The sequence below is a fragment of the Aggregatibacter valvarum genome (genome assembly GCF_980468985.1).
In genome coordinates, this window is the sequence record NZ_OZ413141.1 from 261,290 (window position 1) to 286,100 (window position 24,811).

A 24,811-nucleotide genomic window follows, 5' to 3' on the forward strand; every position below is an offset into this window, starting at 1 on the left:
CACTTTGTGGGATTTTGTAGGCGATTTTAGAAGAAAAGGAAATGGGATGACGGCATGGCTGACACAAAACGCCGAAATATCACTCAAGCCAAGATCGTAGCCCATTCTTCACAAGCGACGATCTCCAGCCTTGCTATACCTTAAAGCAATATTCCGTCCATTGATAATACTCACTGTCGGCTTTTACAATACCGCCGTAATTTTGCCATTCGGGGTGATTTGGCGTGTCGGGAAGACATTGGGTTTCCAACGCAACGCCACTGTAATCCGCGTATTGCGTGCCATGTCGAGTAGGTGTACCGGCGAGAAAATTGCCAGTATAAACTTGCAATGCCGCTTGTGAAGTCAGCACTTCTAAATGCAAATCATCATTTGGTGAACTCAGCAAAACACAAGGTTTTTGCCAGGCTTTGTTGACGATAAAAGAATGATCGTAACCTTTGGTGGCTAGCTGTTCGCCTTGCATAAAATCCTGTTGAATCGGCTTGGCAACGCGAAAATCAAAACTGGTGCCGACAACGTGTTTTAACGGCGAATTTGGAATCCCTTCGTTATCTACCGGCAAATAGAAATCTGCATTCAGACGCAAGCGATGATGACGAACATCGGTCCCCTGCTCAGCGTTTTCTAAATTAAAATAAGCATGGTTGGTTAAATTCAATGCCGTATCCTGATCGCTTTTCCCTGCATATTCAATTATGACTGAATTTTCTTCCGTTAAGGTGTAAGTCACCGTCACATCCATATTGCCGGGAAAGCCTTGATCGCCATCGGCAGAATACAAGGAAAAACACACAAAATTTTCACCGCACTTTTCTAATGCCCAACGGCGTTTATCAAAGCCGTTTACACCGCCGTGAAGTTGATGCTTTCCTTGGTTGGCGGTTAAGGTCACAATTTTATCATTAAGCGGAAATTGTGCATTCGCAATGCGATTGGCATAACGTCCAACACTCGTGCCTAAATAGGCTTGCTGAACCGGATACGCTTCCAATTTGCAACCCAGCAACACTTCTCGCAATTCTCCGTTGACCGGCACGCGACAAGACATCCACGTTGCGCCCCAATCGGTAAATTGCACGCGCATCCCCTGTGCATTTTGCAACGTGAAAAGCTGAAACGGCAAGCCGTCCGGCGCAGAGCCTTGCGCGTGTTGTTCTAGCATACACGTACTCCTTGTGAAGCCGTGCAAACATAGAAGTCTTCTTGCAAGCCTGTTTGTTTTTCATAATTGTCTGCCACGATTTTGCGTACGGCTTCTACTTTATCGTGTGGCGCAAGAGCAACGATACAACCGCCGAAACCACCTCCGGTCATGCGTGCACCACCCTGTTTACCGATGACCAACTGTGCCAATTCCACTAAATAATCAATTTGTGGCACAGTGATTTCAAAATCATCGCGCATAGAATCATGTGACTGCCCCATTAATTCGCCAAGACGGGTTAAGTCATTATGTTTCAAGGCCTCTACCGCATCTAATACGCGTTGATTTTCTGTCACCACATGGCGGGCACGTTTTGCCACTAGCGGATCAAGTGCGGTCAATTCTGCTTCTTTTTCTTTAAACTGTGCCACGGACACATCACGCAAGGCTTTCACACCGAAAAATTCTGCCGCACGTTCACATTGCTGACGGCGGGTGTTGTATTCGCCGGTGACTAAATCATGCGGTACGTTAGAGTTCACAATAATCACCGCCACATCTTGTGGCACTGGCGTTGGTTGGGTCTCAAGACTACGGCAGTCAATCATCAATAAATGATCTTGTTGTCCGAGCGCAGAAATCAGCTGATCCATATTGCCACAGTTGGCACCAACAAATTTGTTTTCCGCTTTTTGTCCGATAAGCGCAATGTCTGTATGGCTTAAAGGCAAGTCACTCAGTTGCTGACAAAATTTTCCTGTTGCCACTTCTAACGCAGCAGAAGAACTCAAGCCGGAAGAATGCGGCACGTTACCGGAAATCACCAAATCCGCCCCTTGTTTAAAATCAGGGCAACGTTCCTGAATGAATTTCACCACACCACGCACATAGTTCGCCCATTTTTGTTCACTTTGTGGGATTTCTTTATCTAGTGAAAACTCATCAGACAAATCCAAATCGGCGGCATACACATTCCAAACATGATCGTTGCGTTTCGCTCCGGCAATCGCCGTGCCATAGTTAATGGCGCATGGCATCACAAAGCCATCGTTGTAGTCGGTATGTTCGCCGATGATATTCACGCGACCGGGCGCATACACGGTCAACTCAGGTTGTTTGTTATATTTTTGGGTGAAAATGTGTTGGGATTTTTGGATTGGGGTCATGTTATTTCCTTCTAAATTTCTCATAAATTTGGCTCTAAATGCGTAGGGACAGGCTTTATGCCTGTCCAATATTAGACACCTAGGTTTTGATAGGACAGGCATAAAGCCTGTCCCTACAAAAACACCATAAAATTTCACCGCACTTTATAATGTACTTCACTCAACGCACGCAGTCTTTCTGCGGCTTGTTCTGCCGTTAAATCACGTTGGCTTTCGCCGAGCATTTCATAGCCCACCATAAACTTGCGCACGGTAGCGGAACGTAACAGCGGCGGATAGAAGTGGGCGTGCAGTTGCCAATGTTCATTTTCTTCACCATTAAACGGCGCGGCGTGGAAACCCATGGAATACGGGAAAGAGGTTTCAAATAAGTTGTCGTATTTGGTCGTGAGTTTTTTCAATATCACCGCCAAATCTTTCGCTTGAGCGTCAGTTAATTCCGTTAAGCGTTTAACCTGTGCTTTTGGTAACAACAAGGTTTCAAACGGCCAAACCGCCCAATACGGCACTACAGCAACCCAATGTTCTGTCTCCACAACGATACGTTCCTTGCGGGCTAGTTCTTGTTGGACGTAATCCACCAACAGCACGGAACCGTGTTTCTCATAATATTGGCGTTGTGCTTTATCTTCTCTTGCCACTTCGTTCGGCAGGAAGCTGTTTGCCCAGATTTGTCCGTGTGGATGTGGGTTAGAACAGCCCATCGCTGCGCCTTTATTTTCAAAGATTTGTACCCATTGGTATTTTTGACCAAGCTCACGGAGTTGTTCTTGCCAGACTTTAATGACTTCTTCGATCTCAAGTGCGGTCAATAATGGCAACGTTTTACTGTGGTCGGGTGAAAAACAAATCACGCGACTTTCCCCGCGCGCTTGCGAGCTTTGGAATAACGGATTGTCATTATGTTGCGGTGCAGGCGTGTCTTCTAACAGCGCGGAGAAGTCGTTTTTAAACACATAAGGTTTGTGATAATCGGGATTCGGCTCACCGGTAATGCGTTTATTGCGTGGACAGAGGTAACAATTCGGGTCATGGCTTGGCTTTTGTTCTTCATTGACTTTCTCTTGTTGTCCTTGCCATGGACGCTTAGCGCGATGAGGAGAAACTAAAACCCATTGGTCGGTTAAGGGGTTATATCTGCGATGCGGGTGATCGGTAGGTTCAAAAACAGTTGTCATAATACGCCTCTATATCTGCTTCTATGCGTGTCTTCTTTATTTATGAAAACGATTACAAAAATATGACATAAAATAGCATATTTCACAAATTAAACTGTTATCAAGATCACAAAAATGCATTTCTATTTATTTAAGCTATAAAGCGCTCAGAAAAACTGTGACAGAAACGACACTTTTAAAAGTAAACGTTTCCAAAAAGTCTTTTTTCCGATTATGATTCCTTCGGTTTTAGTCACACATAATGAAAGGATATCTATGGTTACTATTCGAGATGTTGCTAAACAGGCTGGCGTTTCTGTCGCGACAGTATCTAGGGTGTTAAATAATCACCCTTGTGCGAAAGAACACACCCGTGCCGCTGTACTGAATGCGATTGAGCAATTAGGCTACCGTCCGAATGCCAATGCGCAGGCGTTGGCTTCGCAGAGTTCGGATACATTAGGGGTTGTGGTGACCGATGTAACGGATGCTTTTTTTGCGATTTTAGTAAAAGCGGTAGATCACGTTGCCATGGAACATGGCAAAAATATTTTGATCGGTATGGGGTACCACCAAGCGGAAAAAGAGAAAGAAGCCATTGATACCCTACTGCGTAAACGTTGCCATTGTTTGGTCGTGCATTCCAAAGCGTTAGATGATCAAACTTTAGCAGATTATTTAGAAAGTGTGCCGGGCATGGTGATTATCAACCGCTGTATTAAAGGTTATGAATCCCGTTGTGTCGGCTTGGATAATCAAAAAGGCACCTATATTGCGACCAATACGCTGATTAACGCAGGGCATCGCCATATCGGTTATATTGGTTCGAACCATAGAATTAACGACGAAGCTGAGCGTAAACAAGGTTATTTGAATGCGCTTACAGAACAGGGGATCCCCATTGTCGAAAATGCCATTGTGCATAGCACCCCGGATTTTGAGGGCGGGGAGGAGGCCATGATTAACTTATTGAGTTATAACGATAATTTAACAGCAGTCGTTGCCTACAATGATTCCATGGCGGCAGGTGCGCTATCTGTCCTTAATGAAAACAATATTAACGTGCCGAAACAATTCTCTATTATTGGTTTTGATGATATGCCGATTGCACGTTATTTGGTGCCAAAACTTACAACCATTCGCTATCCTATTGATCTTATGGCAAATTATGCCGCAAAACTGGCGTTAAGCTTGGTGGATAAAAGCTTATCTATGCCTATTAATCCGCAATTTAATCCAACATTAGTCAGACGTTTTTCAGTAGCAAATAGAGAAGCACGGGAAAAATAGGATTAAAACTGCATTATTTTTAAGCGAAAAGATGTAATCGTTTTCATAAATGTGAATATGATCACATTCTTTCCCCAAAAAACAAGGTATCCTTACTGCCAATTACCCGAGTAGCGATTGCAGTGTAAAAAGGTAAGATGATTGATAATAATGCTTTAATGAATTATCACTGAAACAAAGCCCTCTTATTATTTATACCCACAATGAATGGAGAACATGCATTATGAAAAAAACCGTATTAAGTGCAGTTGCTTTAGCCGTAGCTTTCGGTGCCGGCATCAGTGCAGCACAAGCAGAAACCCGTATCGGTGTGACAATCTATAAATATGACGACAACTTTATGTCTTTGATGCGTAAAGAAATTCAAAAAGACGCAGATCAATTAAAAGACGTGAAATTATTAATGAATGACTCTCAAAACGCACAGTCTATTCAAAACGACCAAGTTGACGTATTACTTTCAAAAGGCGTAAAAGCGTTAGCGATCAACTTAGTTGACCCATCTGCTGCACCAACCATCATTGGTAAAGCAAAACCGGACAATATTCCTGTTGTGTTCTTCAACAAAGACCCGGGTGCAAAAGCAATCGCTTCTTATGATAACGCTTACTTTGTCGGTACCGATCCGAAAGAATCCGGTATTATCCAAGGTGACTTAATTGCCAAACAATGGAAAGCCATGCCGGCATTAGACTTAAACAAAGACGGTAAAATCCAATACGTTTTATTGAAAGGCGAACCGGGTCACCCGGATGCAGAAGCGCGTACCAAATATGTGATTGAACAATTAAATGCACAAGGTATCCAAACCGAACAACTCTTCATTGATACCGGTATGTGGGATGCAGCCTTAGCGAAAGATAAAGTGGATGCCTGGTTGTCCAGCTCTAAAGCAAATGACATTGAAGTGATCATTTCTAACAACGACGGTATGGCATTAGGTGCATTAGAAGCGACTAAAGCACATGGTAAAAAATTACCAATCTTTGGTGTTGATGCGCTACCTGAAGCATTACAACTGATCAAGAAAGGTGAACTTGCCGGTACTGTGTTAAATGACGGTGTAAACCAAGGTAAAGCCGTTGTTGAGTTATCGAATAACTTAGCGAACGGCAAACCGGCTACCGAAGGCACCAAATGGGAACTTAAAGACCGTGTGGTACGTGTTCCTTATGTGGGCGTAGATAAAGATAACTTATCTGAATTCTTAAAATAAATTTGTTTTATTAATGTAAGGGGAAGCGTAGGACAATACTTATGTCCCTTCCCCTTTATTTATGAGGTTGGATATGACAGAGCAAATTCACAGTCAAAGCGGAAGCCAAAATGGCGAAGTTCTGCTTACCATGACTAATGTCAGCAAGTCCTTTCCGGGCGTAAAAGCCTTAGATCACGCAAACTTAAGCGTCCGTTCGCATTCTGTACACGCATTGATGGGGGAAAACGGTGCGGGTAAATCCACGTTGTTAAAATGCTTGTTCGGCATTTACGCTAAAGACGAAGGTGAAATCTTGTTTTTAGGCAAACCCGTGAATTTTAAAACCTCAAAAGAAGCTTTAGAAAACGGCATTTCCATGGTGCACCAAGAACTTAACCTTGTGCGTCAAACCAGTGTAATGGATAACCTATGGCTAGGTCGTTACCCGCTGAAAGGGCCTTTTGTGGATCACGCGAAAATGTACCGTGATACCAAAGCGATTTTTGATGAATTGGACATTGATGTTGATCCAAGAGAAAAAGTCGCCAAACTTTCTGTTTCACAAATGCAGATGATCGAAATCGCGAAAGCGTTTTCTTACAACGCGAAAATCGTGATTATGGATGAACCAACATCCTCACTTTCCGAAAAAGAAGTGGAACATCTGTTTAAAATCATTCAAAAATTAAAAGATCGCGGTTGTGGCATTATTTATATATCTCACAAAATGGACGAAATCTTCAAAATTTGTGATGAAATCACCATTTTACGCGATGGCAAATGGATTAACACCATCCCGGTAAAAGGCACAACCATGGATCAAATCGTGTCCATGATGGTAGGCCGTGAACTGACTCAACGTTTCCCGGAAAAAACTAACGTTCCAAAAGAAATCACCTTAGAAGTGGAAAACCTGACAGCGTTAAACCAACCTTCTATTCAAAATGTGTCTTTCAATTTGCGTAAAGGGGAAATTTTAGGGATTGCAGGTCTCGTCGGCGCGAAACGTACGGATATCGTGGAAGCCATTTTCGGCGTGCGTGAACTGAAAAGTGGCACGATTAAACTCAACGGAAAAATAGTAAAAAATCACACCGCACTTGAGGCAATCAATAATGGTTTTGCGCTCGTGACCGAAGAACGTCGTTCAACAGGGATTTACTCTAACTTAAGCATTGAGTTCAATTCGTTGATTTCCAACATGAAATCTTATTTAACCCCTTGGAAACTGCTCAGTAATAAGAAGATGAGCAGTGACACACAATGGGTCATTGATTCCATGAATGTGAAGACACCATCGCACAAAACAACGATTGGCTCACTGTCCGGCGGTAACCAACAAAAAGTCATCATCGGTCGTTGGTTATTAACCCAACCGGAGATTCTGATGTTGGACGAACCGACCCGCGGGATCGATATCGGTGCAAAATTTGAAATTTACCAATTAATTCAGGAACTGGCGAAAAAGGATAAAGGCATCATCATGATTTCTTCCGAAATGCCTGAACTCCTTGGGGTAACCGACCGCATTCTCGTCATGAGTAACGGTAAAGTTGCCGGTATCGTTGAAACGGCAAAAACCTCTCAAGAAGAAATTTTGCAACTTGCCGCAAAATATTTATAAATAACAAAGGAACAAATTATGAGTGCCTTAGAAAAAAATAAATCATTCGATTTCCTAAAACAAAATGCGATTTATTTTGTGTTGTTGATTTTACTTGGCATCATCATCGCACAAGATCCGACATTTCTTAACTTGGTTAACTTCAGTAACATTCTGACCCAATCCTCCGTGCGTTTAATCATCGCTCTTGGGGTTGCTGGCTTATTGGTCACTCAAGGTACCGACTTGTCTGCCGGTCGTCAGGTTGGTCTCGCCGCGGTAATCTCCGCGACCATGTTGCAATCCATGGAAAACATGAACCGTGTTTTCCCTGACCTCGGTGAAATTCCAATTCCGGTAGTTATCCTTGCTGTTTGTGCTGTGGGTGCAGTCATTGGTTTAGTCAATGGTTTGGTTATCGCTTACTTAAACGTAACGCCGTTTATCGCCACCATGGGTACTATGATTATCGTTTACGGTTTCAACTCCCTTTATTACGATGCCGTAGGCGGCTCCCCTATCGCCGGTTTCAGCGAAAACTTCTCCACCTTTGCACAAGGCTTTATCCGTCTAGGTTCGTTTAAGCTTTCCTATATCACCATTTATGCCGCTATTTGTGCTTTCGGTGTGTGGGTGATGTGGAATAAAACACGCTTTGGTAAAAACATTTTTGCTATTGGTGGTAACCCTGAAGCGGCAAAAGTTTCCGGTGTAAACGTTGCTCGTAACCTTGTTGTCATCTATATGATTGCCGGTATGTTCTATGCGTTCGGTGGTATGTTGGAAGCCGGTCGTATCGGTTCAGCAACCAATAACCTCGGTTTCATGTATGAATTGGATGCTATCGCAGCCTGCGTGGTAGGCGGTGTGTCTTTCGCTGGTGGTGTGGGTACGGTTATCGGTGTGATTACTGGGGTAATCATCTTCACCGTCATTAACTATGGTTTGACGTATATCGGTGTAAACCCTTATTGGCAATACATCATCAAAGGTAGCATCATCATCCTGGCTGTGGCTATCGACTCCTTGAAATACGCGAAGAAAAAATAATCTTCCGATTCATGAAACGTTAAAAAACGCCATAAAAAACGACCGCACTTTATATGTTATGGCTCGATGGCATAAAAAGAAACCCGATGTAATATCGGGTTTCTTTTTTATCAGTTAATCTTTTACCAGCCCTAAATTGCCGATTTTAATTCCCAAATGTCCCAATGCTACCGGAGAGATTTGCTCACTCAGGTAAATAAATAATTCGTCCACGTCAGTAAAAACTTTTTTGATTTTAATTTGCTCTTCTACTTTTCGGGTAAATTCATATTGCACGTTATCGCCGTGAATATGCGCTTCCAAAGTTATGTAAATGGTTTCAAAGAAATGACTTTGTGCACCTTCTTCTCCCGGATCGCTGATTCTGACATTCCATGTGTTGTTAAATAAAATTTCTGTTTTCACTGTCATAATAACCTCATTTATATCAATACATTACATAAACTTTACGAATAGAAAAAGCCCGATAATAAAATCTCTTATCATAGAAATCTTATTATCGGGCTTTTCGTAATAACGATTCGCATGTTTCGCTTGACGTTGATAGCTGCCTTTGCCTTTCTTATTTCGTTCAATGCGTTGGCGAAAGAGTTTATCGTGTAATAACGCTTGAATTGCATTCTCTTTAATCACACCGCTCTGATGCTGATAGGTCATTGTTCCTTGCGAATGTTGAGGCGGTGTCTGCAAGGCATGTTTTTGTTTTGCCATGATTTTTCCTCTTGTGAATGAAAATATAATGTGTTTTTTAAGGGCTAAAAACGGCACACATTATAGCGGATTCCACTGAAATGAAAAGCCGTTGCACGGAAAGCGAAACGCGAAAACCCAATTTTTATTGGCATTTCACTGTCGCCTTTTTGTACAAAAAAAGGTAGAATTAGCCCCTTTTTTATTACCGCGATAGACTTTTTGAGAAAATTTATGAGTTCTACCCCAAACATCGGCTTTGTCAGCCTTGGTTGTCCCAAAAATTTAGTGGATTCAGAACGTATTCTGACGGAATTACGTTCCAACGGTTATAACATTATTCCAAGCTATGAAAACGCCGATTTAGTGATCGTTAACACCTGCGGCTTTATTGACAGCGCCGTACAAGAATCTTTGGAAGCCATTGGCGAAGCCTTGGAAGAAAACGGCAAAGTAATTGTGACCGGTTGCCTTGGCGCAAAAGAAGATCAAATTCGCCAAGTTCACCCAAAAGTGTTGGAAATCAGCGGCCCACACAGTTATGAAACCGTGATGAACCAGGTGCAAAAATATGTTCCGAAACCGGCCTATAATCCGTATGAAAGCCTGCTGCCGGCGCAAGGTGTGAAACTTACGCCAAAACATTACGCCTATTTAAAAATTTCCGAAGGCTGCGACCATCGTTGCACGTTCTGTATTATCCCGTCTATGCGTGGCGATTTGGACAGCCGTCCGATTACTCAAGTCTTAGATGAAGCCAAACGTTTGGTGGATGCCGGCGTAAAAGAGCTGTTAATCGTGTCCCAAGACACGTCCGCTTACGCCTTAGACCAAACCAAAGAAAACCAAAACAAAACCGTCTTCTGGAACGGTATGCCGATTAAGAATAACTTGATCAATTTGTGTCAACAATTGGGCAATTTGGGCGTTTGGGTGCGTTTGCATTATGTGTATCCCTATCCGCACGTAGATGAACTCATTCCGCTCATGGCGGCAGGCAAGTTGTTGCCTTATTTAGATATTCCACTGCAACACGCCAGCCCGAAAATTCTGAAAGCCATGAAAAGACCTGGCAAAATCGACCGCACTTTAGAGCGCATTAAAGCATGGCGTGAAATTTGCCCGGAATTAACCTTACGCTCCACCTTTATTGTTGGCTTCCCGGGGGAAACGGAAGAAGATTTCCAAATGCTGTTGGATTTCTTGAAAGAAGCACAGCTAGACCGCGTGGGCTGTTTCAAATTCAGCTCGGTAGAAGGCGCGCCGGCGACAGATATGCCGGATCAAGTACCGGAAGACGTGAAAGAAGAACGTTATCATCGTTTCATGCAACTCCAACAAGCCATTTCCGCGGCCCGTTTACAACAAAAAATCGGCAAAACGTTGAAAGTCATTTTGGATGAAATCAATGAAGAAGGCATTATTGGTCGTTCCATGGCAGATGCACCGGAAATTGATGGCTTGGTGTATGTAGATAATCAAAGCCAAAGTGCGGTCAATATTGGCGATGTGATTTCTGTGCATATTACGGATGCCGATGAATACGATTTATGGGGAACCTGTTAATTCCTTCAACAAAAATCCTCGCCATGAGGATTTTTTTATCACGTTAGGAGAAAAAGAATGCAACAAATCAAAATCCTTTTCGTCTGTTTAGGCAATATTTGTCGTTCCCCGATGGCGGAATATTTAATGCGGGAAAAAATTAAACAAGCCCATTTGCAAGATAAAATTTTTACTGCCAGCGCCGGTACCTCCGGTTGGCATGACGGTGAAGGCATGCACTGTGGCACGGCCGACATCCTGGATCAACATAAAATCGCGTCAAATGATTTTGTTAGCCGCAAAGTGCGGTCAAAAGATTGGGCAGATTTTGATTATCTGATTGCTATGGACAATGAGAATCTACGGGATTTGGAAACGCTATTTGGACATCATCCGGAAAAACTGTTTCAAATCACCGCACTTTGCCCAGATTTAGGCATCGATCACATTCCGGATCCGTGGTTTACCAAAAATTTCAATCAAACCTATGAGTTATTAGATGCGTGTTGCGATGCGTTATTAGATAAAATTAAGCAAGAACACAGACTGTAATAAGCGTTATACGTTATACACTTATTTTGTGATCTCTCGCACATTTATTTTCAGTGAGATTTGCTACTATAACCCTAACATAACAATCGTTATGTCGAATCAAAACTTGATATGAGGTATTTCCACTATGTTTCCTGAATTTAGAGATCTAATTACTAAACTTAAAACTGAAGATGCACATTTTGCCAATTTGTTTGATAAACATAATGAGCTCGATCAACGTATTAAAAACATCGAATCCAATATTGAATTGGGCACGCACAATGAAGTGGAATTGTTGAAGAAGGAAAAATTACGTTTAAAAGATGCCATGTACGAAGTGTTGAAAAAGGCTGACGCAAAATAAGTTAATGGCAGAGAATGCACGTGTAAAGTGCGGTCAAAAACTCAGTAATTTATCGCTGACTGCGGCACGATGAAGCGCATTATGCCAACGTGTCTTAAGTAAGATTTAAGCGCCACGGCACGGAATCCAATGTGGAACGTGCATGATGGCGCTTAATTAATGTAAGAAAGACAAATGCTGAGGTTGTTAGCATTACGTTAAGTGATTATATCGCGGCTCACTTCAACAGAAATAAAAAGGACTGATTTCGATGTAATATCGTTATCAGTCCTTAATTTTATTGTCTCGTTTTTCGTGGGCGGATTCAATTCTTAATTATTTTCCACCGCACTTTTGGTGTCTCGTCGTTGGCTTATTTAATTACACCACATGCCATACGTGCACCGCCACCGCCAAGTGGTGCTGGATGATCAGAGTGATTGTCGCCACCGGCATGGATCATGATGGAATGACCACGAACCTCATCAAGGTGTTTAAGGCGTGGCGCAAGAACCGGATTGGTGGCTGTGCCATCATGTAATACGGTTAATGCCGGTAAATCCCCTAAATGGGCGTCATCTTGCCATGGATAGCCATGTTGTTTTGTGCCTTTAGGATCCCAGTGACCGCCAGCGCCTAAGCCCGCGGTGAGTTTTCCTTCTTTTTCTTTTGGTTCACAACTTGGATTTTCATGAATATGAAAACCATGTAATCCTTCGCTTAATCCTTGTAAATTCGGGGTAAACACTAAACCGTAATTGGATTCGGTAATGGTAACGGTCCCCACATCTTTATTACCGTTTACCGGATCAAGTTGTTGCACTTTCACTTCAATGGAAGCACCGGCAGGTGCCATATGATCGTGTTTATGTTCATGCGCATTGGCGACAGCGCTCGCACAGATTGCGCTGATGCTTACGGCTAAGAGCGTTTTAAATTTCATTTATGTACTCCTTTTATGTTAAAAGTCTTTCTTATTCTAACTAAAATGAGGCATAAATTGAATGTTTTTTAAGAAGTTATTGGCTATCAAAGTTATTTGGCATTTTTATCTAACAGAGTTTTATCTTTTTCTTTCATCAAAATAGGATTGATTTATAATAGGAATCGTTACGATTTCATTTAGGAGGAATACGATGGCGAAAGAAGAAGTGGGCCATAATTTTTTGGCACGTCTAGGTAAAACCCGTTTACGTCCGGGCGGTCGCAAAGCGACAGAATGGTTAATTGCGAGCGGTGACTTTAATAAAGAGAAAAAAGTCCTCGAAGTGGCTTGCAATATGTGTACCACCGCCATTGGTTTGGCAAAACAATATGGTTGTCAGATTGAGGGTGTTGATTTAGATGAAAACGCCTTGGAAAAAGCCAAGGCCAATATTGCAGCAAATAACTTGCAGGACAAAATTCATGTGCAACGCGCCAATGCGATGAAATTACCTTTTGAAGACAATACGTTTGACATTGTGATTAATGAGGCGATGCTTACCATGTTGCCTGTTGAAGCCAAAATGAAAGCCGTTGCTGAATATTTTCGCGTATTGAAACCGGGTGGCTTTTTGCTGACTCATGATGTGATGTTAGTGGGGGATGACCATAAAACCATTTTGGAAAATATGCGTAATGCCATCAATGTGACGGTCACGCCATTAACCAAAGACGGTTGGAAACAAGTGTTTTTAGACAGTGGTTTTCGTAATATCGAAACCTTTTCCGGTGAGATGACACTGTTGTCGCCAAAAGGCATGATCTATGACGAAGGCGTGTTAGGCACATTGAAAATTATTAAAAATGCTATGAAAGCAGAAAATCGTGAGCAGTTTAAGCGAATGTTTAGCACGTTTAATGACCCTGAGCATAAATTGCATTTTATTGCGGTTTGTAGTCAGAAGTGATCGACTTTTTTGAGATTAGCCTCCCAAACTGGAGGCTAATTTCTTTTATAACAATTCAATTTTCCCTGACTCAATCTTAAAAGTGCGGTGCTTTTTCGGTTGCATTTCTTTGAGCTGGTTTTGTGTAATGGCGGTGACAAAAACTTGGGAGCCACTGTTTTGTAAGCGTTCAGCAAGAAGACTACGTTTTGTTTGGTCTAGCTCGGAGGCAAAGTCATCAATGAGGAAAATACAATGGCGCTGTTTTTGTTGCATCAAGTGCTCGCCTTGAGCTAAACGTAGTGCGCACATTAATAATTTCAACTGACCGCGCGATAAAATATCTTCTACCGGTAATCCGTTAGCTTTAAAGCGAAAATCGGCTTTTTGCGGACCGGACACCGTATAGCCTAATGCACGATCCCGTTCAAAATTACGCGCCAATAATTCGGCATAGTTTTGTTCTTTTTCCCAGCCTTGATGAAAGCTCACACTAATGTCGAGTTCCGGTAGAAATAAACGGCAGGTTTGTTCAATTTCTGGTTGCAAGGCTTGTGCATATTCAGATCTTAGCTGACTTACCTGCTCAGCAAGTTTGACTAATTCCACATCCCAAATTTTCATTTGTTGATAACCGGAAACTTGCTGTAAGGCGGCATTTCGTTGTTTGAGTAAACGACTTAAACTCGCCCACAGAGTATAAAAACTCACGTGATGATGAAATAAGCCCCAATCCAGAAAGGCGCGACGATAGCTTGGACCGCCATTGAGCAAATTTAAACCTTCCGGCGTGATGATTTGCATGGGCAACAGGTGTGCGAGGTCGGAAATTTTATTGCCGTCTTCGCCGTTGATTTTCACGAGCGTGTTGCCTTGGCGGAGTTTTTGCAAGCCTACCGACCATTGGTGTTTCTGTTCTTGAATTTGTCCGAAAAGGGTAAAGTGCGGTTGATCGTAAGAAATAATCCGATTACTGACCGCACTTTTAAAAGAGCGTCCGTGACCTAAATAGAAAATGGCTTCCAGTAAGCTGGTTTTGCCACTGCCGTTGTTACCGACCAAAAAGTTAAAGCCGTGATCCAATTCCAGATCCACGGCTTGTAAATTACGAAAATTTTCAACGGTTAAACGTGAAATCGCCATACATTATAAACGCATTGGCATAATCACATATTCTGCGCTAGCGTCTTCACAGTCTTCAATTAAGCAGCTGGAAGAAGCATCGGTTAAGCGCATACGCACTTGGTTGCATTTCAACGCATTCAACACGTCGAGAATGTAGCTAACGTTAAAGCCCACTTCCATTTCTTCGCCGCTGTAAGACACATCAATGATTTCTTCCGCGACTTCTTGTTCCGGGTTGGTGGCGGTGATTTTCAGTTGATTTTCACTCAGTTGTAAGCGTACGCTACGGAAACGTTCGTTAGATAAAATTGCAGCGCGTACAAAGGCTTGTTTTAAGGTTTCCCAACTGGCTTCAACGATGCGGGTTGCATTGCGTGGCAACACACGACGGTAATCCGGGAAACGACCGTCAATAAGTTTTGACGTAAAGGTGATGTTATTTAATTGAATACGTAGGTTATTTGTGCCGATTTGCAAACGCGCCGGTTGATCGCTTGGTTCCAACAAACGTGCCAGTTCTAACACACCTTTACGCGGTAAAATCACGGAATGGGTTTGTAAATCTTGTTCTAATGGAATGGTACAAACTGCTAAACGATGACCATCGGTTGCAACGGTGCGTAATAAATTGCCTTCCGTTTCAAATTTCATACCATTTAAGAAATAACGCGCATCTTGATTCGCCATGGAAAATTGCGTAGCTTCAATTAAACGGCGTAGGGTCGCTTGCTCAAGGGTGAAATCCACTTCTGATTGCCAATCCGTGAGATTTGGATAATCTTCCGCCGGCAAGGTGGATAAATTAAATTTACTGCGATCTGAGCGCACAATGGCGCGATCTTCTTCAAATGTGACGGTAATTTCTGCATTGTCCGGCAAGCTACGACAAATATCTAAGAATTTCTTTGCCGGCATGGTGAATTTGCCGTCTTGTTCGGCATGAAGCAATGGTGTTTTGGTGGAGAGTTCCACTTCTAAATCTGTGCCGGTAATGCTTAATTGATGATTCTCAATGTGCAATAAGACGTTATTTAACACGGGAATATTCGGACGGCTATTTAATACGCCACACACTTGTTGCAATGGCTTCAATAGATTTTCGCGAGAAATAATAAATTGCATTTGGTGACTCCTATACGGATAAAATTCGAATTAAATTAGCCCAATCTTCTTGGATATCCAGCTCGGATTCTCGTAATTCAACCACTTTACGACACGCGTGTAATACTGTCGTATGATCGCGATCCCCGAAAGACTTGCCGATTTCCGGCAGACTACGGTTAGTTAATTCTTTCGCTAAAGCCATTGCTACTTGGCGTGGGCGAGCCACTGAGCGGGAGCGGTTTTTCGATTTTAAATCGGAGACTTTAATACGATAGTATTCCGCCACCACTTTTTGAATATTGTCAACTGTGACTAATTTATCTTGCAGTGCCAGCATATCTTTCAGGGTTTCACGTACAAAATCGATGGTAATCGGTTCACCTTTAAATTCCTGCATGGCTTTTACTCGGTTTAAGGCACCTTCCAATTCACGCACGTTGGTGCGTAATTTTTGACCGATGAAAAACGCCACATCGTGGGGTAAATCTACGTTATTTTCTTCCGCTTTTTTCATCAAAATGGCAACACGGGTTTCAAGATCCGGCGGTTCAATGGCGGTTGTCAGTCCCCAACCAAAACGAGATTTTAGGCGTTCTTCAATTTTTTCAATTTCCCGTGGATAACGGTCTGAAGTCAAAATGATTTGGCGACCACGTTCAAATAAGGTATTGAAAATATGGAAGAATTCTTCTTGGGTTTTTTCTTTATCGCTGAAAAATTGAATGTCATCCACTAACAACGCATCTAAAGAGCGGTAGAATTTTTTAAATTCTTCCATTTTGTTGTCACGAATATATGCCACAACCTGTTGCACAAAACGCTCGGAGTGAATATATACCACACGCGCCGCCGGATTATTGGCGATAATGCCGTTGCCGATGGCGTGCAGCAAGTGGGTTTTACCTAATCCTGTGCCGCCGTATAAGAAAAGTGGATTTGCGGTTTGTTCGCCGGGATTATCTGCCACTTTTTGTGCCACAGCACGTGCCAGTTGGTTGGATTTCCCCTCAACGAAGTTATCAAATACCAATTTAGTGTTTAAGTTGGAATTATAAGGCGTTTTACTGGTGTTTTTTTCTTCCGTAAAACCGACCGCACTTTGTTTTTTCGTAGGTTTCTCTACTTTGGGTGCAGTGGGTTTAATGCCTTCAATCACGGATACATTGAGATTGGGGTTTGCGCTGGCTTGACGGGCAACATCCAGAATTAATGGCAGGTAATTATCGATCACCCATTTTTGCACAAAGGCATTTGACGCATAAAGCAAAAGGCTCTCAGTCGTTGCCTCAGCTTGCAACGGATAAAGCCAAATTTTGAAATCGTCTGCAGGAATTTTATCTTGAATTTGTAACAAACAGCTTTGCCAAAGTGCATCAGACCGGTTTTCCACTTTATGTATCCCTAATTAATAGTAATTGATGATTTTCATAGGTGTTTAACCAACCGGCGATATGTTTGTTTTTATGTTGTCTAGCTGGCAACAGAATATCCTAAAACGCGGATTTTCGGCTGAAAGTGCGGTTGGAAAGAGAGGCATTTTACAACAAAGGGAAAAAAAGATCTTTAACCGATGATCAAAAAATGCAAAAAAGGTTGCTTGCCATTTTTTGTTAAAAACGTATAATTTCGGAGCTTCTAAATGCATGAGTTGGGGAAAATTTAAACAGTTTTTAGATTTCTCCTTGATTCTTATTTGACGGATGGCGAGTTTACGATTAAAATTCGACTCCTTAATTTTTGAATATTCTTATTTTTTGCGTGTTTTTAAAACATTCAAAATAGAAACTGTTAATTCACTATTTTTTAGGTACATAATAATGAAACGCACATTTCAACCTTCCGTATTAAAACGCAACCGTACTCACGGCTTCCGTGCTCGTATGGCTACGAAAAATGGCCGTCAAGTTTTAGCTCGTCGTCGCGCTAAAGGTCGTAAAAGTTTATCTGCCTAATCGCATATTAATGTGGTTAAGCTAAACTTTCCTAGGGAGTTACGTTTGTTAACTCCCGAACATTTTAAATACGTCTTCCAACAGCCGTTTCGCGCTAGTTCACCTGAAATCACCATTCTTGCCCGCCAAAATCACCTTGAGCACCCACGCTTAGGTTTAACTGTGGCAAAAAAACACCTCAAACGTGCCCATGATCGTAATCGTATTAAGCGTTTATGCCGTGAATCCTTTCGTTTGAGCCAACACCGTTTACCGTCTTATGATTTTGTTGTTGTCGCTAAACAAGGAATTGGTCGTTTAGACAACCGCACTTTATGGCAAATACTGGATAAATTATGGCAACGACACATTCGTTTGGCGCAAAAATCCTGATCGGATTCATTCGGTTCTATCAAGTTGTTATCAGCCCATTAATCGGCCCTCGTTGCCGTTTTACTCCGACTTGTTCCTGCTATGGCATTGAGGCGTTAAAAAACCATGGCATGGTAAAAGGAGGTTGGCTTACGATAAAACGTATATTAAAATGTCATCCCTTACACGCGGGTGGATACGATCCTGTTCCACCAAAGATCAATAATAACAAAACAGAGAATAAATAATGGATTCAAGACGAAGCCTGCTAGTCATCGCACTACTCTTTATGTCTTTTGTTGTTTATCAGCAATGGCAACTTGATTATCACACGCCAAAACCAACGGTTACCGAGCAAGTAAAAAATGCCGTTTCTGATGTTCCCTCTTCAGCAAATTTAAATGCCGTTGCAGCAACAAACGAAACGTCAACCAACGGTCGTATTATCACCTTAGAAAATGATGTATTCCGCTTGCAAATCAATACAGCTGGTGGCGATGTTATCCGTTCAGAATTATTAAAATACGATGCCGAATTGAATTCCAATACGCCATTCGTATTATTACAAAATACACCGGAACACCAGTATGTTGCGCAAAGTGGGTTAATCGGTAAAGACGGCATTGATACCAAAGCCGAACGTGCCTTATACCAAGTGGAAGGCGACACCTTTAAATTGGCAGAAGGACAAAATGAATTGGTGGTTCCTTTTACCTATGAGCGTAACGGGGTAACCTATCGCAAAATTTTTGTGTTGAAACGTGGCGAATATGCGGTTGCGGTTAATTATGAAATTAATAACCAAAGTGATACTTCAATTGAAGTAGAGCCTTATGCCCAATTAAAACATCGTTTAGTGGACAGTTCCGATAGCATAGCGATGCCAACCTACACCGGTGGTGCCTATTCTTCTTCTGAAACTAACTACAAAAAATACAGTTTCAGCGATATGGAAAATGCCGATCTCTCTATTCAAACAAAAGCTGGTTGGGTTGCGGTATTACAGCATTACTTTGTTTCTGCTTGGATCCCAAATCAAGATGTAGATAACCAGCTTTATACCCGAACTGATAAAGCGAATAATGTCGGCTCAATTGGTTATCGTAGTCCGGTGGTAGTGATTCAACCACATAGCACTGAAACCTTAACCAGCAAATTATGGACAGGTCCAAAATTACAAAATGAAATGGCACAAGTGGCCGATCATTTAGATTTAACCGTGGACTATGGTTGGGCATGGTTCATTGCAAAACCGCTTTTCTGGTTACTTACGTTTATTCAGCAATTAGTCCATAACTGGGGCGTTGCCATCATCTGTATTACATTAATCGTGAAAGCCATTTTATATCCGCTTACGAAAGCGCAATACACGTCTATGGCCAAAATGCGTATGTTACAACCGAAATTGCAAGAAATGCGCGAACGTTTCGGTGATGATCGTCAACGCATGAGCGAAGAAATGATGAAATTGTATCGAGACGAAAAAGTGAATCCATTAGGCGGTTGCTTCCCGTTATTGTTACAAATGCCGATTTTCATCGCTTTATACTGGACGTTCATGGAAGCGGTTGAACTACGCCATGCGCCATTCTTTGGCTGGATTCAAGACTTGTCTGCACAAGATCCGTATTATATCCTACCGATCTTAATGGGGGCTTCCATGTTTTTGTTGCAAAAAATGTCGCCAACACCGGCTGCTGACCCGATGCAACAAAAGATCATGAATTTCATGCCGTTAATGTTCATGGCATTCTTCCTTTGGTTCCCAGCTGGCTTAGTACTTTACTGGTTAGTGTCTAACCTCATCACGATTATCCAACAACAGCTGATTTATCGTGGTTTAGAGAAAAAAGGGTTACATACCCGTCATAAAAAATAAACCTTACGTTTTCAATGAAAGTAAGTAACATCGGGACTGGTTTCTAAGAAACCAGTCCTCTTTTTATCTCAGTTCCCAAAAGAACGACATAGAATCGGAGATAACACATGGCAAAACGCAAACAAGATGATTTTGAATGGCAAAATGAAGAACAAGAAGAGATTATTTGGGTTAGTAAAAGTGAAATAAAACGTGATGCCGAAGCATTAAAAAAACTCGGTGAAAAATTGGTTGAGTTAACACCGGCAAAATTAGACAAAATTCCACTTGATGATAACTTACAAGAGGCGATTTGTCTTGCTCAGCGTCTGCAAAAAGAAGCACGTCGTCGCCAGTTACAATATATTGGTAAATTATTGCGAAATACAGACGTTGAACCTATTCAAGAGGCACTTGATAAGATTGAAAATAAACACTTACAACAGCAGGTAGTCCTACATAAACTAGAATTATTGCGTGATGAACTTATCGAACAAGGCGACACGGCATTAACTCGCCTACTTAATGACTATCCACAAGCCGACCGACAACAATTACGCAATCTTATCCGTTCAGCCAAAAAGGAAAAAGAGCAAAATAAACCTGCCAAAGCGTATCGTGAACTTTTTCAATGTTTAAAGGAGATCTTTCTTACGGAGTCGCTTTAGTAGGCGGTGATAAGGCTTTAAAAGCGTGAATGTGGAGCTTAATACCGTCAAATAGTTTTTTGATTGGTTATGCCACAATAAACTACTGAATAAATAAAAAGCCCTCGTCACAGGGACAAGGGCTACGATCAAAATCAGTTAAAAACTAACCCATACCGTATTTTTTTAATTTTTTACGCAAAGTGCCGCGGTTAATACCGAGCATAGTTGCAGCACGAGTTTGATTGCCGCGAGTATATTGCATAATCATATCTAACATTGGGTGTTCGACTTCTGCCAGTACCAATTCATACAGATCATTCACATCTTGACCGTCCAATTGGGATAAATAATTTCTTAACGCTTGTTTTACAGAGTCGCGCAATGGTTTGTTAGTGACTTGAGATTGAGAATTCAGCACTGAAACAGTTAATGCTTCTGCCGGATTACGTTGTTCTAGCATTTTTCTATCCATTAATTAAATCAAATTAAACTAAAAAATCGCTCTAATGCGGACAATTGTGCCGAAGCAGAGGTGAGCGCATTAAAATCTTGTTTAAAAACAGAATCGGGTTGAATGTCCTGTAAATACCAAGCAATATGCTTGCGTGCAATTCGGTAGCCTTTTTCTTCTCCGTAAAAGCGATGCAATTCACGGATATGCTGTAAAATTACACGACATTTTTCTTCTAAGCTTGGCGCCTGAATAATCGAATGATGTTCCACCAGTCCCACCACAGATTGAAACAACCAAGGTCGGCCTAGTGCACCACGTCCGATCATAATGCCATCCGCACCCGTGTCATCGAGTACCGCTTTGGCTTTTTGGGCAGAAGTAATATCACCGTTAGCAATCACTGGAATGGAAACTTGCTGTTTCACCAATCGAATATGTTCATATTCCGCCTCGCCTTCAAATTTGCAGGCGCGGGTACGACCATGAATGGTTAACGCTTGAATACCACTTTGTTCCGCGATTTTGGCGATTTCTACACAATTTCGATTTTCCAAATCCCAACCTGTGCGAATTTTTAAGGTTACCGGAACCTCAACAGACTTCACCACAGACTCAAGAATTTGTCGAACAAGTCGGGGATATTGCAAAAGTGCGGAGCCCGCCATTTTACGATTCACCTTCTTTGCCGGACAGCCCATATTAATATCAATAATTTGAGCGCCGTATTCCACATTAACTTGAGCGGCTTGTGCCATTTCATCGGGATCGGAACCCGCAATTTGTACGGCGTTTATACCGGCGTCTTGGTGATGAGCCAGACGCAATTTTGATTTTTCGGTATGCCACACCTGCGGGTTGGTTGACATCATTTCTGAGAAGGTCAAACCTGCGCCATACATAGCACAAATTCGACGAAAAGGTTGATCAGTAATGCCGGCCATGGGCGCCAATAAAATGCGATTTTTTAATTGATAATGACCAATCCGCATTATGACTCCCAAATTTCCAACGACTTGACCAAGCTCGGTTGCCAACCGACAAGGTGCGCTATCATACGCACTTTTCGAACGTTTGCAAAGGGTAATTTTTATACAAAATAGATTTTTTTGATCATCCGGTGAAATTGGCTGTAATGCAAGGAGAGGTGAAGGCAAAATAAGTCATGGTGAATTCAAAAATCCGCCGAAAAAGTCGTTTCAAAAAAGGGGAGGCACTGAAAAACAGAGTGGTCAGATGCTCGTTATTATGAGCGTTCAGGAGATGTTGATAACATCCAAAGTGCGGTTGTTTTTCTCATTTTTTTCGCAAAATAAAGGGCCTGATGATGTTCAGGCCCGAAGTGATTGTTCACGAAGGATTAACGCATAGTTACGAATTCTTCCGAACCGGTCGGGTGAATAGCCACTGTGTTGTCAAAATCCGCTTTTGTCGCGCCCATTTTAATAGCAACAGCAAAACCTTGGATCATTTCGTCCACACCAAAACCGATACCATGTAAGCCCACGATTTTTTCCTCTTTACCAACGCACACCAATTTCATGCGGCAAGCTTGTCGGTGTTGGGTAACAGCCGTGTACATAGAGGTAAAAGAAGATTTATACACTTTCACATTTTCCGCACCATATTGCTCAATGGCTTGTGGTTCGGTTAATCCGACAGTACCAATTGGCGGATGACTGAACACCACGGACGGCACTAAATTATAGTCTAAATGTTCGTTCGGTTTATGGTTAAACAGGCGTTCGGATAGACGACGTCCGGCTGCAACTGCCACCGGCGTGAGTTCAATACCACCCTCAATAATATCACCTACTGCATAAATACCCGGCACATTGGTGTTTTGGTATTTATCTACCTTGATGAAACCACGTTCATTCGCTTCTACACCGGCGGCGTGTAAATTAATTTTATCAGTCGTCGGCTCACGTCCAATGGCCCAAATCAGGCAATCGATGGTTTGCTCACGACCGTCCTCGAAGTGAAGCGTCACCGAACCATCTGCATTTTTCACCACCTCTTTTGGAATGGCATGGGTGTGTAGCGTAATGCCGTCTTGTTGCATAGATTCCACTAAGGTTTCCACCATCATCGGATCAAAATTACGCAACGGCGCGTGTTTACGCACAAATAAATGGGTTTCCACACCAAGGCTGTTCAAGACGCCTGCCAACTCCACAGCAATATAACCGGCACCAACAACGGCGACACGTTTAGGCAGCTCGGTTAACGCAAAAACACCATCAGAATCAATACCGTATTCCGCGCCTTTTATTGCAGGAATACTTGGACGTCCACCGGTAGCAATCAAAATATGATCTGCTGTCACTTGTTCGGTGGAACCATCGTCGAAAGTCACTTGAAGGGTATTTTTATTGACAAATTGAGCAAAACCGCGAATCACATCCACGTTATTTTTGGCTAATACGTTATCGTATGAGGTATGAATGCGGGAAATATAAGCTTGACGGCTTTCTACCAACTTGGCGAAATCAAATTTTTTCACATCCACATCAAAGCCATAATCCGGTGCATAATGATGGATGGCTTCTGCAATTTGTGCACCATAAAACATCACTTTTTTCGGCACACAGCCTACGTTAACACAGGTACCGCCTAAATGTTTGGCTTCAATAATGGCACATTTTTTGCCATAGCTTGCTGCACGGTTAACGGAAGCGATACCGCCACTGCCACCACCGATGGCAATATAGTCATAATGTTTTGTCATAGTCTGTCCTTAATTAATAAAATTGCGGCATATTCTCTAATAAACCGCGTTTTTCATGCAAACTGAATAAATAAATCGGTCTAATCGGTGTTATCTCAGTCAATAACATTATTCCGGCGTAATCCAATTGACCGACCAACTGCCTGTGCCTTGTGGCACAAGTGCGGTGGTTAAATACGGCAAAATGGATTTCATCTGCTGTTCTAACATCCAAGGGGGATTCACCACAATCATATCGCTAGCTGTCATGCCACGTTGATCAGAATCCGGGCGCACGGCCAATTCAATTTGCAAAATTTTACGAATTCCTGAGGCTTCCAACCCTTTTACAATCCGTTTGGTTTGCTGACGTAACACCACCGGATACCAAATCGCATACACACCGGTTGCAAAACGTTTGTAACCTTCTTCAATGGCTTTCACCACCAAATCATAGTCATCTTTCAGTTCATAAGGCGGATCAATCAGCACTAAGCCACGACGCTCTTTCGGCGGCAAGGTGGCTTTGACTTGTTGAAAGCCATCGCCGATTTTCACCGTCACATTTTCAAATTCTTTGAAATTATTGCGTAATAACGGAAAGTCGCTTGGGTGTAATTCCACCATCAATGCGCGATCCTGTGGGCGCAATAAATTGGCAGCTAATAACGGGGAACCGGCGTAATAGCGCAATTCTTTCCCGCCATAATTCAGCTTTTTAATCAGTGCCACATAGCGCGCCACTTCCGGCGGTAAATCCTCTCGTTCCCACAAACGGCCGATGCCATCCACATATTCAGCCGTTTTCTCCGCTTCTGCGCTAAATAAACGATAACGTCCCGCGCCTGCATGGGTATCTAAATAATAAAAACCTTTTTCTTTTTTCTGTAGGCTTTCAATAATCAGCATTAACACGATATGTTTCAACACATCCGCATGGTTGCCGGCATGAAAACTATGGCGATAACTTAGCATAAATCCTACTTATAACCGTTTCAAAAACGTTGTAAAAAACC

26 protein-coding genes are annotated in these 24,811 nt (G+C 42.3%); 13 read left to right on the forward strand and 13 right to left on the reverse strand.

Annotated features, from left to right (window positions below; genetic code table 11):
* Positions 1-133: 133 nt before the first annotated feature.
* From galM to galT, 3 genes are all read right to left on the reverse strand, one after another.
* Positions 134-1,165 carry a galactose-1-epimerase gene (galM, locus tag AC30SF_RS01195; protein ID WP_489607295.1) on the reverse strand — a complete coding sequence of 344 codons (1,032 nt, stop codon included), beginning with the start codon at positions 1,163-1,165 and terminating at the stop codon, positions 134-136.
* Positions 1,159-2,313, reverse strand: a complete 1,155-nt coding sequence (gene galK / locus AC30SF_RS01200; RefSeq protein WP_489607296.1) for a galactokinase — start codon at positions 2,311-2,313, stop codon at positions 1,159-1,161. Before galK ends, galM begins: the two co-directional genes overlap by 7 nt.
* A 134-nt stretch (positions 2,314-2,447) precedes the next feature.
* Entirely contained in the window at positions 2,448-3,491 is a 1,044-nt protein-coding gene (galT, locus tag AC30SF_RS01205; protein WP_489607297.1) for a galactose-1-phosphate uridylyltransferase, read from the reverse strand.
* A 255-nt stretch (positions 3,492-3,746) separates the two neighbouring features.
* On the opposite strand from galT, the gene AC30SF_RS01210 reads away from it, so the two are divergent.
* The 4 genes from AC30SF_RS01210 to mglC all read left to right on the forward strand — a co-directional run bounded on the left by AC30SF_RS01210 (position 3,747) and on the right by mglC (position 8,611).
* Positions 3,747-4,760, forward strand: a complete 1,014-nt coding sequence (locus tag AC30SF_RS01210; protein ID WP_489607298.1) for a substrate-binding domain-containing protein — start codon at positions 3,747-3,749, stop codon at positions 4,758-4,760.
* Positions 4,761-4,983: 223 nt separating this feature from the next.
* A complete protein-coding gene (gene mglB / locus AC30SF_RS01215; protein ID WP_021616310.1) occupies positions 4,984-5,976 on the forward strand; it encodes a galactose/glucose ABC transporter substrate-binding protein MglB in 993 nt (330 codons plus the stop codon).
* 73 nt (positions 5,977-6,049) lie between these two features.
* Entirely contained in the window at positions 6,050-7,582 is a 1,533-nt protein-coding gene (gene mglA / locus AC30SF_RS01220) for a galactose/methyl galactoside ABC transporter ATP-binding protein MglA (protein ID WP_489607299.1), read from the forward strand.
* Between the two features lie 18 nt (positions 7,583-7,600).
* Positions 7,601-8,611 carry a galactose/methyl galactoside ABC transporter permease MglC gene (gene mglC, locus AC30SF_RS01225; RefSeq protein WP_021616308.1) on the forward strand — a complete coding sequence of 337 codons (1,011 nt, stop codon included), beginning with the start codon at positions 7,601-7,603 and terminating at the stop codon, positions 8,609-8,611.
* Between the two features lie 114 nt (positions 8,612-8,725).
* Here the strand turns inward: mglC and AC30SF_RS01230 are convergent, their stop codons facing one another.
* The gene (locus AC30SF_RS01230) at positions 8,726-9,022 is read right to left on the reverse strand and encodes a DUF5377 family protein (protein WP_489607300.1); all 297 of its coding nucleotides are present in this window, start codon (positions 9,020-9,022) and stop codon (positions 8,726-8,728) included.
* Positions 9,023-9,046: 24 nt separating this feature from the next.
* Complete coding sequence (locus AC30SF_RS01235) at positions 9,047-9,322, reverse strand: alternative ribosome-rescue factor A (protein WP_489607301.1); 276 nt, start codon at positions 9,320-9,322, stop codon at positions 9,047-9,049.
* Positions 9,323-9,535: 213 nt separating this feature from the next.
* Here AC30SF_RS01235 and rimO point away from each other — a divergent pair, with 213 nt between their 5' ends.
* From rimO to AC30SF_RS01250, 3 genes are all read left to right on the forward strand, one after another.
* Positions 9,536-10,867 carry a 30S ribosomal protein S12 methylthiotransferase RimO gene (gene rimO / locus AC30SF_RS01240; RefSeq protein WP_489607302.1) on the forward strand — a complete coding sequence of 444 codons (1,332 nt, stop codon included), beginning with the start codon at positions 9,536-9,538 and terminating at the stop codon, positions 10,865-10,867.
* Positions 10,868-10,924: 57 nt separating this feature from the next.
* Positions 10,925-11,398, forward strand: a complete 474-nt coding sequence (locus AC30SF_RS01245; RefSeq protein ID WP_489607303.1) for a low molecular weight protein-tyrosine-phosphatase — start codon at positions 10,925-10,927, stop codon at positions 11,396-11,398.
* A 127-nt stretch (positions 11,399-11,525) separates the two neighbouring features.
* Positions 11,526-11,744, forward strand: coding sequence for an HP1242/YdcH family protein (locus AC30SF_RS01250; protein WP_021616303.1), 219 nt, complete (start codon positions 11,526-11,528; stop codon positions 11,742-11,744).
* Positions 11,745-12,096: 352 nt separating this feature from the next.
* Here the strand turns inward: AC30SF_RS01250 and sodC are convergent, their stop codons facing one another.
* On the reverse strand, positions 12,097-12,666 hold the full coding sequence (gene sodC / locus AC30SF_RS01255; protein ID WP_021616302.1) for a superoxide dismutase family protein: 570 nt from the start codon (positions 12,664-12,666) through the stop codon (positions 12,097-12,099).
* 193 nt (positions 12,667-12,859) lie between these two features.
* On the opposite strand from sodC, the gene AC30SF_RS01260 reads away from it, so the two are divergent.
* Positions 12,860-13,615 (forward strand): class I SAM-dependent methyltransferase, encoded by a 756-nt coding sequence (locus AC30SF_RS01260; protein ID WP_489607304.1) that lies wholly within the window; start codon positions 12,860-12,862, stop codon positions 13,613-13,615.
* 45 nt (positions 13,616-13,660) lie between these two features.
* On the opposite strand, the gene recF is transcribed toward AC30SF_RS01260, so the two are convergent.
* Genes recF through dnaA form a run of 3 tightly spaced genes read right to left on the reverse strand, consistent with a single transcriptional unit; the run spans position 13,661 to position 17,213 of the window.
* Positions 13,661-14,737, reverse strand: a complete 1,077-nt coding sequence (gene recF / locus AC30SF_RS01265) for a DNA replication/repair protein RecF (RefSeq protein WP_489607305.1) — start codon at positions 14,735-14,737, stop codon at positions 13,661-13,663.
* A 3-nt stretch (positions 14,738-14,740) separates the two neighbouring features.
* Entirely contained in the window at positions 14,741-15,841 is a 1,101-nt protein-coding gene (dnaN, locus tag AC30SF_RS01270; protein WP_489607306.1) for a DNA polymerase III subunit beta, read from the reverse strand.
* 10 nt (positions 15,842-15,851) lie between these two features.
* The gene (dnaA, locus tag AC30SF_RS01275; protein WP_314116592.1) at positions 15,852-17,213 is read right to left on the reverse strand and encodes a chromosomal replication initiator protein DnaA; all 1,362 of its coding nucleotides are present in this window, start codon (positions 17,211-17,213) and stop codon (positions 15,852-15,854) included.
* Between the two features lie 427 nt (positions 17,214-17,640).
* Between dnaA and rpmH the strand changes: the two genes are divergently transcribed.
* The 5 genes from rpmH (at position 17,641) to yjgA (ending at position 20,652) form a co-directional block, all read left to right on the forward strand.
* Positions 17,641-17,775, forward strand: coding sequence for a 50S ribosomal protein L34 (gene rpmH / locus AC30SF_RS01280; protein ID WP_007241546.1), 135 nt, complete (start codon positions 17,641-17,643; stop codon positions 17,773-17,775).
* A gap of 12 nt (positions 17,776-17,787) precedes the next feature.
* Positions 17,788-18,147: a ribonuclease P protein component gene (rnpA, locus tag AC30SF_RS01285; protein WP_209363443.1), complete on the forward strand. Its 360-nt coding sequence runs from the start codon at positions 17,788-17,790 to the stop codon at positions 18,145-18,147.
* Complete coding sequence (yidD, locus tag AC30SF_RS01290; RefSeq protein WP_209363441.1) at positions 18,111-18,374, forward strand: membrane protein insertion efficiency factor YidD; 264 nt, start codon at positions 18,111-18,113, stop codon at positions 18,372-18,374. The genes rnpA and yidD overlap by 37 nt, the downstream gene beginning before the upstream one ends.
* Entirely contained in the window at positions 18,374-20,005 is a 1,632-nt protein-coding gene (yidC, locus tag AC30SF_RS01295) for a membrane protein insertase YidC (RefSeq protein WP_489607307.1), read from the forward strand. Before yidD ends, yidC begins: the two co-directional genes overlap by 1 nt.
* A 107-nt stretch (positions 20,006-20,112) precedes the next feature.
* Complete coding sequence (gene yjgA / locus AC30SF_RS01300) at positions 20,113-20,652, forward strand: ribosome biogenesis factor YjgA (protein WP_489606199.1); 540 nt, start codon at positions 20,113-20,115, stop codon at positions 20,650-20,652.
* A gap of 145 nt (positions 20,653-20,797) precedes the next feature.
* Here yjgA and fis read toward each other — a convergent pair whose 3' ends face one another.
* The 4 genes from fis to AC30SF_RS01320 all read right to left on the reverse strand — a co-directional run bounded on the left by fis (position 20,798) and on the right by AC30SF_RS01320 (position 24,770).
* Positions 20,798-21,094 carry a DNA-binding transcriptional regulator Fis gene (fis, locus tag AC30SF_RS01305; protein WP_011608721.1) on the reverse strand — a complete coding sequence of 99 codons (297 nt, stop codon included), beginning with the start codon at positions 21,092-21,094 and terminating at the stop codon, positions 20,798-20,800.
* 20 nt (positions 21,095-21,114) lie between these two features.
* A complete protein-coding gene (dusB, locus tag AC30SF_RS01310; RefSeq protein ID WP_489607308.1) occupies positions 21,115-22,077 on the reverse strand; it encodes a tRNA dihydrouridine synthase DusB in 963 nt (320 codons plus the stop codon).
* A 368-nt stretch (positions 22,078-22,445) separates the two neighbouring features.
* A complete protein-coding gene (gene gorA / locus AC30SF_RS01315) occupies positions 22,446-23,816 on the reverse strand; it encodes a glutathione-disulfide reductase (RefSeq protein WP_489606200.1) in 1,371 nt (456 codons plus the stop codon).
* Between the two features lie 108 nt (positions 23,817-23,924).
* On the reverse strand, positions 23,925-24,770 hold the full coding sequence (locus AC30SF_RS01320) for a 23S rRNA (adenine(2030)-N(6))-methyltransferase RlmJ (RefSeq protein WP_489607309.1): 846 nt from the start codon (positions 24,768-24,770) through the stop codon (positions 23,925-23,927).
* Positions 24,771-24,811 lie beyond the last annotated feature (41 nt).